We start from the raw sequence: 14,288 nt of genomic DNA, 5'->3' as shown, positions 1-14,288 counted from the left end.
GCAATTATATGGGATACAGCCATGACAGCGAATTTCCGTTTGCAGCATTTATCACCAACTTGGGAAAATACAATGAGGGCGAGCTTGTGGGGGAATGGGTAAAGTTCCCTACTACCCCGGAAAAGCTGCAGGAAGTATTTGAGCGTATCGGTATTGGCTCTGCGGATGATTTCGGCAATCCCTATGAGGAATGGTTCATCACGGACTATGACTGTTATGTAGATGGACTCTATAACCTCTTAGGGGAATACGAGAACCTAGACGAACTCAACTACCTGGCTTCCAAACTGGAGGAACTGGGCGAGTCGGAATATGAACACTTCCAGGCAGCTATGGAGATCAGCGACTACACCGGCAGCTTAAAAGACCTTATCAACCTGACTGACAATCTGGATAAATATGATGTGTACCCCGGCATTGACGACTACGACGATCTGGGCCGGTATTACATTGACGAGCTGGGAACCATGCAGGTGCCGGAGTACCTGCAGAACTATATCGACTATGAGGCATACGGGCGTGATATTGCCCTGGGAGACACGGGAGCTTTCACCGATTACGGTTATGTGTATGACAATCAGAGCCGCTTTGAGGAATATTATGACGGAGACCGTGAGAATATCCCGGAGGAATACCGCGTGATGGTCTCCCCGGAGGAAGTGGAAGAACTGGAACCTGACCTTGACCGCCTGGATGTATCAACGGAACTTGCCCTCGATCTGGATTTACATTTCCGGGGATACAGTGCCGATTATGAACAGGCATTTCCAAAAGAGCAGGTACAGAGGGAGGCGATCGCTGACGCCCTCCTTGACGGGAACACTTCCCTTATCAAAACCGGACTTCTCAATATGAGCCGGGAAATGGACCTTAGAGAAGAAACCTCTCCGCTGATCGGACGGCTCACCGATTATGAAAAGGAATATGGTATCAACACCTACACCGTATATCAGCTAAAAGAGGTAGAGGAACTTCACCCATACCACTTTGAGGGCAGCGAGTATCTGGAGGCTGCCGGGCTTTCTATTGACCGGGCGAACTATGAGGCGGTCTACGCTGCCCCGTTCACCCCTAGAGAGAACCTGGAAAGCATTTATACCGATCTCAATATCCACCGCCCGGATAACTTCCGGGGACATAGTCTTTCTGTGTCGGACGTGGTAGTCTTGCAGGAATATGGGAAAGAGACCGCCCATTTCTGTGACCGTTTTGGATACAAGGAAGTTCCGGAGTTTTTGGAACAGCAGCCAGAAAAGGCAGAGCCGGATATGGGGCAGATCACCTTTTATACAGCGGAGTGTATGGAGTTTCCCTCTTTAGGAGAATACCATAACAACCTGACCCTGCAGGAGGCGGTCGCCGCATACCAGGCAATCCCGGCAAATCGGCTTCACGGCATAAAAGGTATCGGCTTCACCCTGGAGGATGGCAGCATATACAGCGGTATGGAGTATCCTCTGGTACGGGGAAACCGGATTGACTTGGACAACTTGTGCCTGGTGGAACACTTCAAAGAAAGTCCACTTGTGCAGGAGGCAGTAATTGATCTGGTGAGAGCCCTCCCTGATCTAACCGTGGATGATCGGGAGAATTTTCTGCTTATGCTGACAGACCCAAAGAACCATCTGAAAAATGCAGAGGTTCAGGTGGAGGACGATTACGGTATGATTGACGGTATCATTAACAACGGAGAACGGTCAAAGGATAAGGAGCCGGGAATGGATAAGCCCTCTGTCCTGGGGCAGCTCTCTCAGGCCAAAAAGGAATGTGCCGAGCGAAAGCCCCCGGAGCTCGGCAAGCCCGGAAAGGATGAGCCGGAACTATGAGCCGAAGTAAAAAGTGGAAACAGGAATGGAGCTTCTTTCTTGGGGAGAACGGCAGGCGGCAGTACAACAAGATCTGCAGAAAATGTATCCATAGCTGCAAGCAGAGTTTCCGGGCTGGAATTGTTGCCTGTCCTCTCTACCAGACAGATAGGGCAAAAAAGAGGCGGGAAAAAGGTTGAAAACAGAGGATTTTATCAGCTCTGCAAGGCTCAAAATACATAGGCAATAGGATTTGTCCTCTGCCTCCCTACGGGGCAAAATGATAGGAAAAAGTGTCGATTTTCGCCACTTTTCCAGACACAAAAATGGAGTACAGTTACCGCTTGTGTGGTGGTAGCTGTACTCCCCATTTTTTATGCTCTTATTCTCTTTTATCCAGGTAGGAAAGAATGGATGGATGTTCGCAGTCGTAGGCGCTGTGGGAATGTGTATAACTGGCTGTATCATGGAACTGTGGGAAACGGCGTTTGCAGGATGTGGGAAAGCCCCGGCTTTTCCATGTACTGTGAATGCGTTTTCCATCGGTGTAATGGTCTGTTATGCACATTTCCACGGTGCAGAATTATTCGTTATTATCGGTATCCTCACCATCTTCTTCCTCAATCAGAGCAGGGGCAGCCTCTATGATAGAAGTAAGGAGGTTATGGAAATCTGCGGCCTTCATGCTGGTAACAACCAGGGCACCTGTCTGTTCTTCCAGGGCCTTTCTCGCAATTCCGGCTACTTCACCGCCTCTGCGGGCAACTCTGCGGCTTTCTTCAAATCCCGCAGGATGAACAGCGGCAGAAATATCTTTTGTGGAAGTTTCCGCAAGCATATTTAAGACAAGCTCTGTGGTGCTCATGTTATCACGGAGATTTTCTTTTTTCAAACCTTTCAAGGCTTTATATTGACGGGTAGACATACCCGCCCAGGCTTTGGTAATCTCATCCGTCAGGATGGCAAATTCTTTTCCCTCCTGTACGCCACGCTTCTGCCATTCGTCTGTAAGCTCTTTGCGGACACGGATAGTCAGGAGTCTTTGATTGATCCAGTCTTCATCATATCCCTTTTTCAGATATGTAGCAAAAGCGCGGTCAATGGCCTTCTCCGGGTCAATGGTTTCCTCGATACGCTCGCTGCCGACTTTCGCAAGCCATGCTTTCAGCGGTTCAACCTTGGGAGAAGTAACAGACTGGATGATACGGAAAATCCCCTCCATTGTTGCGGCATTTGTCCGATATTTCTTTCCATCACTTGCTACCATTGAAGTTAGGGTACAAATTGTACCCCACCTTGCGTCAAGCTCAGAGTCACGGGAACGCATTTTTTTGATGTATTGTTTTGGGTCTGCACTATCGGTCAAGACAGCGATAACATCGGTAACAGAGAAATACCATTCCTCCTGCTCGGCATTCCAGGCAGTGCGGATTTGTCTATCTTCAAACATTTGGATTGAATTATTTTTTTCGCTCATTATTTTGCCCTCCCGTTTTAATGTCTATTCCATTTCAGGTAGGGTACAATTTGTACCCCACCTGAAAAAATTACTTTTGTAAATTATATCATGTATGCTTTTGTGTTTCAATGAACGCTTACCCTCGTTCCTTGTTCTTCTCCCGTTCTTCCTTTTGTGGTGCAGATAAGAACTGGTCCACATTCCGCTTGATGGTATCCAGTTCCTTTACCTGAACTTTGATTTTCTGATAAGTTCCATACTCCTGCTGTTTCTCTGCGGTGAGGGAGTCCATCTCTTTTTTCAAGGCAGTAATATCTGGCAACTTTTGAACGCCCATCTGTTTGAGGGCTTTGGCAGCACTCTCAAAGAGGATGATCTGGCTTTCCTGTCCTCTCAGAAATTTTTCCTTGTCGGAAGATTTCCTGTACTGCTCATAGACTGGCCTGTGTTCCCGGTAGGCGGAAACGTGCTTTATCAGCAGGCCGATCTCGCCTATCCGTTGTTCCTTTGCCTTGATGGAGGACAGGAGCCGGTCCTGTTCCGTCATCACTTCATCAACCTTACCCTGTAACTGCTCATAGTGGGTAATGCCGTGTTCCGTGAGGAAATTGAATGTACGGGCTGCCTCCTTTAGATTGTTGATCTTCGCCCAATGTGCAAAGCCACCACTTTCCTGGGCTTTGAGATTGTTCTGTATATCAATGAGCAGGCTGATCTTCTGACTGCCTAACTTCGGCTGCTTGGATGGGCGGAGGCCTCCGGCAATCCTGGAGGAAACGGCTTCCTCCGTGTAATCTACGCCCAGGGTTTTCAGACGGGTAAACCGTTCCTGTCCCGTGGCTTTGCAGGAAATGTACTTACCCCGCTTGATCTCGTATCCCTCTGCCTCCAGCCTTTTCAGCAGTTCCTCAAAATCAGATACCTGGGGAATGAGCCGGTCAATGACTGTTTTCAATTTCGCCTTATAGCTGGTTCCCGCTTTCTCTGTGGTATGTTCAATGTAGCGCTTCCCTTTGTCCTGTCCCGGCACGATCACGGACAGACCATATTCCTTGCATAGCCGGTCGCTGGTGCGGCGGATGAAATGATAGCTCTGCTTGTTGGAGTGGTACTTCCGATAATCCACAAAACTGACAGAGTTAAAAATGATGTGATTATGAATATGCCCCTTGTCTATGTGGGTCGTGAGGACAAATTCATACTTGCCGCCCAACACTTCATTTGCCAGCTTCATGCCGATTTCATGGGCCTGTTTCGGCGTGACCTCCCCAGGAGAAAATGCCTGTATCAGGTGGCGACCCAGGTTGGTGCCCTTGTCTATGGCATGGCGGCGTGTCCAGGAAAATTCTATGTCGGCGGTTTCTGCGGAACACCCAAAGGAGGACACCAGGAGGGTTTCATCCGTTTTCCCAGGATTGCAGATATAGGCTATGGCCTTATTCAGCGTTGTTTTGATAGGATGTGTCTTTGTAACTGCCATATCTCATCCTGCCTTTCCCTGATCTCCTGAATGTCCGCCGCATAGGCGGAACCTCCCGCATTGAGCCGCTTTGCGATCTGGTTGATGTTCCTGCTGATGGCTGACAGGATTTTATTCATCTCCTTTATGTCCGTGGTGTCAGTGTAGATGATATATCCGTCAATCGCCATCTTCCGCAGATAAGCCCCATACCGTTGTGTGGGGAGCAGTTTCATCTTTTCATCTATCAGCCCTTTTTCCTCGGCTGTCACCCAAAACTTCATCTGAATATTTCTCTTTCGGTTCGCCATCGGTTTCCTCCGTTCTTCTAAGGGTTTGGGATTATCCCAACAAGCATTTTTCATTTTCGGGCAAAGGACCTGAAAATTAGAAAAATCGCAAACGGGTACTCGTTTGCTGTGCTTGCTGTTCTTTAGTTCTTCGTACTTAGATAATCCCGAAAACCTCCGTTTGGCTACCGAAAATGCAAAGAAAAAGCGCTACAAACTTCATTCGTTCATAGCGTTTCTCATTCTCTGTCCAGTTGTGTCAGGAGCATGGTTACTCCCCTTTTTCTCTGGCATCCAACACGGCTTGTACGGTGGCAATGATAATTCCGATTTCCCGATCGGTCAATTCATCTGCCAGAGCGTCAAGCTGTCGGCGCAACGTAGTTTTCCCATATGTCGTATCCCCAAAAAGAAATTGATCCACGGAGATATGATAGCGGGACATGAGCTCAAAAAAGATTTGGAGGCTCGGATGTTGTCCCTTATTCTCAATATTGGCGAGATAGCGGGGAGAAAGATACATCTCATCACCTACTTTGTTACGAGACTCCTTCTGTCCTGTCCTCGCCGCCTTAATTGCTGACCCATAGGGGCCAAAGTCGATTTTTTCTACAGGTCTTTTTGCCATATTCATTCACCCGATTACATTTTACAGTTCCTTTTTCTCATTGAATATGTCTACACAATTCCCAACATAAGCCAAAATAATTCATGATTTCGGCTTGATATTCTTGACATGACAAGGTATAATCATATGAATGGCAAGAAAAAACCATTTGCTTATCAAATACAATAGCACAAACAAGAAAAATTATGAAATTACAAGGAGAGGATTACTACCATGTTAAGACCGAAAGAAGTTGTTCAGTTATGGGTAGATGCATTCAATAACCATGATGTGGAAGCAATTACAGCTCTTTATCATGAAAATGCGACAAATCACCAAGTAGCGAATGAGCCAGTAGTAGGCATTGAAGCAATCCGTACCATGTTTACAGCCGAATTTTCAACAGCGGATATGACAGCTATCGTAGAAAATATTTTTGAGGATGGGCAATGGGCAATCCTTGAATGGCGTGATCCATTGGGGTTACGGGGATGTGGCTTTTTTCAGGTGGTGAACGGAAAGATTTTATTCCAACGAGGCTATTGGGATAAACTCTCATTTTTGAAACAGCACAATCTTCCAATAGAGTAAATATGACATTTTAGTAGGAGAAAATATGGAATACCGGACATTGGAAAACATAGATTCCATTTGTATATACGAAGCGTTTACACAGGCATTTTCTGATTATCAGGTTTCAGTTGATATGTCTTTTAAATCCTTTGAGACAATGTTGAAAAGAAATGGATTTATGCCTGCGGTTTCAGTTGGAGCCTTTGTAGATAAAACGCTTGTCGCTTTTATCTTGAATGGAGTGAGAGAGTGGGATAATGAAAAAACAGTCTATGACCTCGGAACAGGAGTTATCCCTGATTTTCGCAGAACAGGAATCATGGGGGAATTATTGAATCTGGTCAGTGCTATATGTATAAAAAATAAAATCAGAGTGTATCAGCTGGAAGTGATTCAGGATAATGAGAAGGCGCTTACTTTATATAAAAAGCAGGGATTTCAAGTTGACAGAGTATTGAATTGTTACCAACTGACAGGTGGGATAAAAGAACCAGGCATATATAAAGCGTGGAAACTGGAACATCCAGAAAAAATACAAGAAGCTCAATGGACAATAGTCAAGGATTTTTGGACGTATCCACCTTCATGGCAAAACGCAAAAGATGCTGTATGCGCAATCGCCAGATCCTTTTCTTATACGATTGTTAAATTTGACGGAAACCTGATCGGCTATGGTATTGTGGACAAAATAAAAGGAGATATTGTGCAGTTAGCGGTACATCCTCAATATCGCAGAATGGGAGTTGCCACAGAGATTTTGTTGGATTTATCGAAACAAACAAAGAGTTTAGAGATGAAAGTAATAAACGTGGATGAGCGAGATCAGGCATTAAACATATTTTTGAAGAAAATGAAGTTTCGTGTATTTGTTAAACAATATGAAATGAGAAAATATTTTTCTGTTTAGGATATTGCATAGATGAAGAAGCTGACTTTAAGGGCGGTTGTCAGTGAAGGGGCAGGCATGAGATATAATAAAACAATAATGTTAAGTAATGGTGTGGAATGTTGTTTGAGGAATGGAACAGAAAGTGATGGTCAGCTTGTATTGGATAATTTCAATCTGACACATAGCGAAACCGATTATTTGCTTACATATCCAGATGAAAACAGTTTTAATGCCGAACAGGAAAGCCAGTTCCTGAAAGAAAAGGCTGAGAGTGAAAGGGAGATTGAACTGATTGCCATAGTTGACGGTGTCATTACAGGAACAGCAGGAATCGAGGCAATCGGTACAAAGTATAAGGTACGGCATCGGGCAGAATTTGGCATCAGCGTTGCGAAAAAATATTGGGGGCTTGGAATTGGTAAGGCTTTGCTGGCTTCATGTATCGAATGTGCTAAAGCAGCGGGCTATAGCCAGCTTGAACTTAATGTGGTTGCTGAAAACGAAAGAGCCGTTTCTATGTATGAACAGGCTGGATTTGTCGAGTTTGGAAGAAATCCCAAAGGATTTTGCTCCCGCATAGCCGGATTTCAGGAGGTCATTTCTATGAGATTAGAATTGTGATGATTGAAAGATTTATTTCATGCTTGCTTTTCGGGTGCGGATGTGTTATAATCATGATATTTCCAAAAAGGAGTTAAAAAATATGCGGCAGGGTATTCTTAAATAAAACTATAACCAAATAGTGGGAACAAAAAACTTTGGGATGTCCTTTGGAACAAGGGCTTGGTTTTTTGTGCCTATTTAAAAATACTTTTGCCTTATATATTGACATAGCAAGACAAGTGACAAGCGTCTGTTGGCGTATGTCTTTTATGTGTATGTCCAAAGATTAAATCCCCAGCGGTAAGAGTATTTTGCTGCTGGGGATTTTTATGCCTTTTTTTGGCTGTGAATGGAGGATGACACATGAAAATAATCAATATTGGCATTCTTGCACACGTTGATGCAGGAAAAACAACACTGACAGAAAGCCTGCTGTATACAAGCGGGGCAATCATAGAACCGGGCAGTGTAGATAAAGGCACAACAAGAACGGATTCTATGGCTTTGGAACGTCAAAGGGGAATTACCATTCAGGCTGCCGTTACGTCTTTTCACTGGAAAGAGTACAAAGTGAATCTTGTAGATACACCGGGACACATGGATTTTTTGACAGAAGTGTACCGTTCTTTATCAGTTCTGGACGGAGCGATTTTAGTAGTGTCTGCAAAAGATGGCGTACAGGCACAGACCAGAGTGCTGTTCCATGCGCTGAGGAAGATGAAGATACCAACCATTATTTTTATCAATAAAATCGATCAGGAAGGCTTTGTTCCTGCACAGACTTATCAAAATATCAGAGAAAAATTGACAGAAGATATGATGGTTATGCAGGAAGTTCATTTATTTTCAGAACTAACACTTTCCGACGTTGCGGATTTTGAAAAGTGGGATGCTGTGATTGCCGGGAATGATGATCTTTTAGAAAAATATCTTTCAGGAGCGCCTTTGACATTGCGGGAACTTCAGGAAGAAATAAAGCGAAGGGTACAGCAGGGAACTTTTTTTCCGGTATATCATGGAAGCGCAAAAGAGAATATCGGGACAAAAGAATTGCTTGATGTAATCACAGATATTTTTTCATCGAAAACGGATAACTGTCAATCGGAACTGTGCGGGTACGTTTTTAAAATTGAATATACCGAGCAGAAAAAACGACGGTGCTATGTAAGGCTGTATAGTGGTACGCTTTGCTTACGGGAAACGATTTTTTTGCAAAAAAAGGAAAAGATTAAGATTACAGAGATGTCAATTCCATTTAAGGGAGAAATTGTCCAGACAGATACTGCTGATTCCGGGGAGATTGTTATTTTGTCTGACAACACATTAAAGTTAAATGATATTCTGGGAGACGAAAAACTGTTGCCACGCAAGGCATGGACGGATAATCCCCTGCCGCTTCTTAGGACAACGATAGAGCCAGCCAAAGCAGAGCAAAGGGAAGTGTTGCTGGATGCCCTTACAGAGATTGCGGATACTGATCCGCTTCTGCGCTTTGTGATTGATCCTGTCACTCATGAAATCATTCTTTCCTTTTTGGGGAAAGTACAGTTAGAAGTTGTTTGTTCTTTATTGAATGAAAAATATTGCATCGAGGCAGAGGTAAAAGAGCCTACGGTCATTTATATGGAAAGACCACGAAAAGAGGAGCATTATACAATTCATATTGAAGTGCCGCCAAATCCCTTTTGGGCGTCGATTGGTCTGGCAGTCACTCCCCTTCCTGCTGGGAGCGGAACAGAATATGAAAGCAAGGTGTCACTTGGTTATTTAAACCAAAGTTTTCAAAACGCAGTTATGGAAGGGATTCAGTATGGATTGGAGCAGGGAGTGTATGGATGGGAGGTGACAGATTGCAGGATCTGTTTTGAATACGGAATTTATTACAGCCCAGTCAGTACTCCGTCAGATTTCCGCTTTCTTGCGCCCATTGTGCTGGAACTGGCATTAAAAAAAGCAGGAACACAGGTTTTAGAACCCTATCTTTCTTTTACCCTGTTTGCACCGCAGGAATATCTTTCACGGGCTTATCATGATGCTGTGAAATACGATGCGGTAATTGAAACAACTTCAATAAAAAATAATGAAGCGATCTTAACTGGAGAAATACCGGCAAGACGGATTGGGGAATACAAAAGCGATCTGAATTTCTACACAAATGGAAGAAGTGTTTGCCTGACGGAATTGAAAGGGTATCAGGAAACTTCAGGGGAACCTGCAGTACAGCCCCGCCGCCCCAATAGCCGGCTGGATAAGGTTCGTCATATGTTTCAGAAGATCATGTAAGGTCTTGCGCAATGCTAGCGTTCATTGCTGGCTATTGCGGAATATCATTGATAGAATCAGTAGCAGAGAGGAGGAACTATTTTGAACAAGGAACAGACAGATATTACAACAGGAAAGCAAATACGTCATCTGCGGACACAATCGGGAATGACACAAGAGGAATTAGCCGGGGAATTAAATGTTACCCGGCAGGCGCTATCGAATTGGGAGAGGGATGTCAATGAACCCGATATAAATACGTTGAAAAAAATCTGCTTTCTTTTTGGAGTCCACATGGATGATCTTGCGAAGGAGGTAATCATAAAAATGGAAACAAATATGGAAAAAACAAAACGACCGTTTAATAAGTATGATATAGCAATCGGATTATTTTACGCAGTTGGTATCTTTATCGGCATTGGTATTTTCTTTGTGGGTGGTCTGATGACAATGTCCGGTACAGGCTGGGGAGCGTCACTATTTGGAGGTTTTTGCTTTGCCCTTGTATTCGGTTTAATATGCCATGCTATTATTACATTAAAACGACATGATTAAAATGAAAAAAGCTGCTTGCGGTTAATAAAAAAACCGTTGTGTGGGCAGCAAAATTTTAATGCAATAAAGAAAAAGCCAAACGGCGGTTTTGACAAAATCAAAGCCGCTGTTTCTTTTTATCTTCTCAAGAAATGACGCGGTACCACTGGTAAAAGCGGCGGCTATAGGAGGAAGCCGCCATGAGCTATAAACCATATCAACAAATTCTTACATTCTTTGACTTATCAAAAAAAGCCCGACTACCACCGGGGATGTTTCTACCCCTGAATATGAACTTTTAAATCATCTAAATACTGCTGTTAATTCCTTTGCGTCTGTCTGCGTCTTGCAGTCAGGCGCTTTTTTCTGTTTATTCGGGACTTCGCAAAATAGCAGGGCCTTTTATAAAATTTTTCTCCGATCTTGGTTGCCAAATTGCGGTTTCCATGATTACCCCTGCGAAAGGGAGGAGAACTATCACCCGCCTTTGCGGCTGCGAAGGGAGGTGAGAAAATGAAAAACTCCTATGAGCAGCGTGTTCAAAATCAGTTTGGCGGTTTTTGTACCAGGGTTTTGAAGAACGAGGCCAACCGTATTCTGAATGAATACGCAAGGCAGCGTGACCGCGAGAAATCTCTGGATGAACTATCGCCGGACGAGCTGGCACAGGCCGCCTCCTATGACAAGTATTTTCAGGACGAATATGTCTTTGAAGTGCTTGGGCAGAAAGTGTTTGTGGTCGGTGATCTGCTGGCAGAGGCTCTGTCACAGTTGCCGGAGGACAAGCGGGATGTAATCCTGCTGTCCTACTTCCTGGGAATGACGGACCGTGAAATAAGCGAACAGCTTAATGTGGTTCGTCAGGCTATCAGTAAACGGCGCAGCGGTATCCTCAAAGAACTGCGTGAGTATTTGGAAAAGGAGGGATTTGAATGGCCCGAAACATAAGAGAGCCCATACCGCTGCCAGTGATCCTGGCAGCCTCAGAGGGTGACGAGAGAGCCTTAAATGCTGTACTCAATCATTACAAGTGCTATATTCGTTTCCTCGCCATGAGACCTATGAAAGATGAATATGGCAACGAACACCTCTATGTGGACGAAGATATGAGGCTTCGCCTGGAGGCTAAACTGCTGTATAGCATTGTAACAGGTTTCAAGGTTCTGCCGGTCTAAGGTACATATTACAGGCGTGTTTTGTCCTCTCTTTCCTCGCCTGGTATTTGAACCGGATCGGAGCCATAAATGCACCTTGACAAAGAAAGTCCGGACGATAACTCCGTGACAGCATAGGACAGGCAGATACATTCTCTTTCGGTGGAGCCATCTGGCAGGTGCGCCATGACCTTTTTAAGCGAGCGATCAATACCATGCCACAAAACAGCTTTGGCAGGCTGTGGGCCATGATACCCAAAGAGGACAATGATACTCCCTTACAGCCATCAGTTCGAGCGTTGATAGCGTCGCAAGCAATGGGTAGGGCCGGATGAGAACCATGCGGGGGTGAAATTCCCGTGGAGCCATGCTAATGGCCGTCTGTTTTGTCCTTTTTAATATGGATAAATCGAAAACTTTTTATTAGCAGCTGACAATTCATATAAAGCGCGGCATAATGATGATAGAAGTTATGTTTTGTATGATTGATCGGCTGCTGAAAGGAGGACATTATGAACCAGGCCGAAAATCGTACACCTGGCAATGTCCCCGAACAGAGAACTTACAAGGTTGAAGATATAGCCGTGATGTTAAATATCGGCCGTACTTCTGCATATAACCTTGTGAAAGAGGGACATTTCAAAACCGTTCGAGTTGGTAATGCCATACGAATTTCCAAAAAATCATTTGACGAATGGTTAGACGCTCAGGCGTTCTAACGGACAAAGAAAGGAAGATCGATCATGGCATCCATCATCAAACGAAAAAAAGCATATTCTGTTGTTTACAACTACATAGACGAAAATGGAGAAACGAAACAAAAGTGGGAAACCTGGCATACCCATAAAGAGGCTCTAAAACGGAAAGCGGAGGTTGAGAACCAGATCAACACCGGTACTTTTCTTCCTCCCAACAATCAGAAAGTATCTGATTTTCTGTATGATTTTGTTTCCACCTATGGGGCAAAACAATGGGGCGTGTCCATGTATGACAGTCAAACCGCCCTGATCGCCAACTACATCAATCCGATTATCGGTGATATGGAGGTTCAGGCAATTACTCCCCGTGTGGTAGATAAATACATTCAGACTCTCCAAAAGACCCCTCCTGTTTGTAAGAGGAACCGAAAACCGAAAACAGAGTTTATTTCCAATCAGAACATTGAGAAGATCATCAAACTTCTCCGCTGTGCCTTTAAGCAGGCTGTCCGCTGGGAGCTGATTGCAAAAAATCCCTTTGAGAATACCGTATTACCGAAAACAGAGTACAAGAAACGTGACATCTGGGACGCCGATACCATCCGTATCGCTCTGGACCAGTGTACTGACAGCAAATTGTATGTTGCTATGAACCTTGCATTTGCGTGTTCTTTGCGGATGGGAGAAATTCTTGGTCTGACCTGGAAGAATGTCCACATTGAGGATGAAAACATAGCGGCGGATAATGCCTATGTTTACATTGAGGCAGAGCTGATAAGGGCTTCCAAACAGGCGATTGAAATGATAGGAGAAAAAGATATTTTCCATATCTTCACTCCGCTTATGCCTAACACCAGCACACGGCTGATCTTGAAAAAACCGAAAACAAAATCAAGTGAGAGAAAAGTCTGGCTGCCGAAAACCGTTGCTTATATCCTCCGTGAATGGAAAAAAGCACAGGATGAGCTAAAGAGCTTCCTCGGTGAGGAATACCAAGATTATGATTTAGTGGTTGCCCTGCCTAATGGCAGGCCATGTGAGAACCGGATTATTGAGAAAGAATTTTCTCTGCTGAAAGAAAAAGCCGGATTGCCTAATGTGGTGTTCCACTCTCTCAGACATTCCAGCACTACTTATAAGCTGAAACTCAACCACGGCGATCTGAAAGCCACCCAGGGGGACACGGGCCACGCTGAAATTGATATGATTACAAAAGTGTACGCCCACATCCTCGACGAGGACCGTAAGATCAATGCCCAGAAGTTTGAGAGTGCCTTTTATGCTAATCCTGATCTGCGGAATGTAAAGCCTCCCCAGGAGCCGGAACAGCCTCAAGCACAAACCTTAGACCTGGCGGCATTGGTGGAACAGCTCCAAAAATCCCCGGAGCTTGCAAGCACCCTGGCAGCATTGCTTACCGCTCAAAAGGCTGGCTAAAATCTCAAATTAGCAAGAAGTCCATTTTTCTTAGCAAGCTCTCCATTTTAGTTCGTTTCCAATTAGCAAAAAATTCATTGTAACGCATAAACAAAAAAGTAACCCTCCAACCCTGGTAGATGGTTTTAACAAAAGGCTGCGGCTGAACAAAAAAAGCTGCAAACCCTTATGAATAAAGGCTTGCAGCGTTGTTCGCTGGCGTCCATGAGAGGATTTGAACCTCCGACCCCACGCTTAGGAGTTCTCTGTGAACTGTGGTAACTGGTAGTTCGATTATCCTTTTAGGAGCGTTTAATACCGTAAATCAAAGCAAAAGTCTTTGTTCATTTTAGAAGCTAATACTCGTAAGTGTACCGCCATACACCGCAGAGTGTTAGCAGGCTGTTAGCAAAATGAACCTGTCTACTGCTATGATTCACAAATAACTACATATAAATATAAATCATTTATCACTAGAAATCAAGATACTCGTATGACTTGGACGTTCAGAAATGAGCGTCCTTTTTATATTTCAAAAT

General features: G+C 44.4%; 15 protein-coding genes. 11 read left to right on the top strand and 4 right to left on the bottom strand.

Annotated elements, in window-relative coordinates:
- Positions 1-8: 8 nt before the first annotated feature.
- On the top strand, positions 9-1,826 hold the full coding sequence (locus tag C7E02_RS19995; protein WP_226978925.1) for an antirestriction protein ArdA: 1,818 nt from the start codon (positions 9-11) through the stop codon (positions 1,824-1,826).
- Positions 1,827-1,865: 39 nt separating this feature from the next.
- Complete coding sequence (locus tag C7E02_RS17815; RefSeq protein WP_158683096.1) at positions 1,866-2,048, top strand: hypothetical protein; 183 nt, start codon at positions 1,866-1,868, stop codon at positions 2,046-2,048.
- A gap of 340 nt (positions 2,049-2,388) precedes the next feature.
- Here C7E02_RS17815 and C7E02_RS17810 read toward each other — a convergent pair whose 3' ends face one another.
- The 4 genes from C7E02_RS17810 to C7E02_RS17795 all read right to left on the bottom strand — a co-directional run bounded on the left by C7E02_RS17810 (position 2,389) and on the right by C7E02_RS17795 (position 5,641).
- Positions 2,389-3,282, bottom strand: coding sequence for a BRO-N domain-containing protein (locus C7E02_RS17810; RefSeq protein ID WP_105310313.1), 894 nt, complete (start codon positions 3,280-3,282; stop codon positions 2,389-2,391).
- Positions 3,283-3,400: 118 nt separating this feature from the next.
- The gene (locus C7E02_RS17805; RefSeq protein WP_105310312.1) at positions 3,401-4,744 is read right to left on the bottom strand and encodes a relaxase/mobilization nuclease domain-containing protein; all 1,344 of its coding nucleotides are present in this window, start codon (positions 4,742-4,744) and stop codon (positions 3,401-3,403) included.
- Positions 4,705-5,034: a plasmid mobilization protein gene (locus C7E02_RS17800; RefSeq protein WP_105310311.1), complete on the bottom strand. Its 330-nt coding sequence runs from the start codon at positions 5,032-5,034 to the stop codon at positions 4,705-4,707. The genes C7E02_RS17805 and C7E02_RS17800 overlap by 40 nt, the downstream gene beginning before the upstream one ends.
- A gap of 250 nt (positions 5,035-5,284) precedes the next feature.
- Positions 5,285-5,641, bottom strand: a complete 357-nt coding sequence (locus tag C7E02_RS17795; protein WP_158683094.1) for a helix-turn-helix transcriptional regulator — start codon at positions 5,639-5,641, stop codon at positions 5,285-5,287.
- Positions 5,642-5,854: 213 nt separating this feature from the next.
- Between C7E02_RS17795 and C7E02_RS17790 the strand changes: the two genes are divergently transcribed.
- The 9 genes from C7E02_RS17790 to C7E02_RS17745 all read left to right on the top strand — a co-directional run bounded on the left by C7E02_RS17790 (position 5,855) and on the right by C7E02_RS17745 (position 13,770).
- On the top strand, positions 5,855-6,211 hold the full coding sequence (locus tag C7E02_RS17790) for a nuclear transport factor 2 family protein (protein ID WP_074924845.1): 357 nt from the start codon (positions 5,855-5,857) through the stop codon (positions 6,209-6,211).
- Positions 6,212-6,236: 25 nt separating this feature from the next.
- Positions 6,237-7,100: a GNAT family N-acetyltransferase gene (locus C7E02_RS17785; protein WP_105310309.1), complete on the top strand. Its 864-nt coding sequence runs from the start codon at positions 6,237-6,239 to the stop codon at positions 7,098-7,100.
- Positions 7,101-7,157: 57 nt separating this feature from the next.
- Positions 7,158-7,703 carry a GNAT family N-acetyltransferase gene (locus C7E02_RS17780; RefSeq protein WP_166462290.1) on the top strand — a complete coding sequence of 182 codons (546 nt, stop codon included), beginning with the start codon at positions 7,158-7,160 and terminating at the stop codon, positions 7,701-7,703.
- A gap of 345 nt (positions 7,704-8,048) precedes the next feature.
- On the top strand, positions 8,049-9,968 hold the full coding sequence (gene tet, locus C7E02_RS17775; RefSeq protein WP_105310307.1) for a TetM/TetW/TetO/TetS family tetracycline resistance ribosomal protection protein: 1,920 nt from the start codon (positions 8,049-8,051) through the stop codon (positions 9,966-9,968).
- Positions 9,969-10,049: 81 nt separating this feature from the next.
- Positions 10,050-10,502 carry a helix-turn-helix domain-containing protein gene (locus C7E02_RS17770; RefSeq protein WP_105310306.1) on the top strand — a complete coding sequence of 151 codons (453 nt, stop codon included), beginning with the start codon at positions 10,050-10,052 and terminating at the stop codon, positions 10,500-10,502.
- Between the two features lie 492 nt (positions 10,503-10,994).
- Positions 10,995-11,429: an RNA polymerase sigma factor gene (locus C7E02_RS17765; RefSeq protein ID WP_105310305.1), complete on the top strand. Its 435-nt coding sequence runs from the start codon at positions 10,995-10,997 to the stop codon at positions 11,427-11,429.
- Positions 11,414-11,656, top strand: coding sequence for a helix-turn-helix domain-containing protein (locus C7E02_RS17760; protein ID WP_105310304.1), 243 nt, complete (start codon positions 11,414-11,416; stop codon positions 11,654-11,656). Before C7E02_RS17765 ends, C7E02_RS17760 begins: the two co-directional genes overlap by 16 nt.
- Positions 11,657-12,147: 491 nt before the next feature.
- Entirely contained in the window at positions 12,148-12,354 is a 207-nt protein-coding gene (locus C7E02_RS17750; protein ID WP_105310303.1) for a helix-turn-helix domain-containing protein, read from the top strand.
- A gap of 24 nt (positions 12,355-12,378) precedes the next feature.
- A complete protein-coding gene (locus tag C7E02_RS17745; RefSeq protein WP_166462229.1) occupies positions 12,379-13,770 on the top strand; it encodes a site-specific integrase in 1,392 nt (463 codons plus the stop codon).
- The last annotated feature ends 518 nt before the right edge of the window (positions 13,771-14,288 follow it).

It is taken from the genome of Dorea sp. Marseille-P4042 (assembly GCF_900290215.1).
In the GTDB taxonomy this organism is placed as follows: Bacteria; Bacillota; Clostridia; order Lachnospirales; family Lachnospiraceae; genus Dorea; species Dorea formicigenerans.
This window is presented reverse-complemented; position numbering and strand designations above follow the sequence as displayed.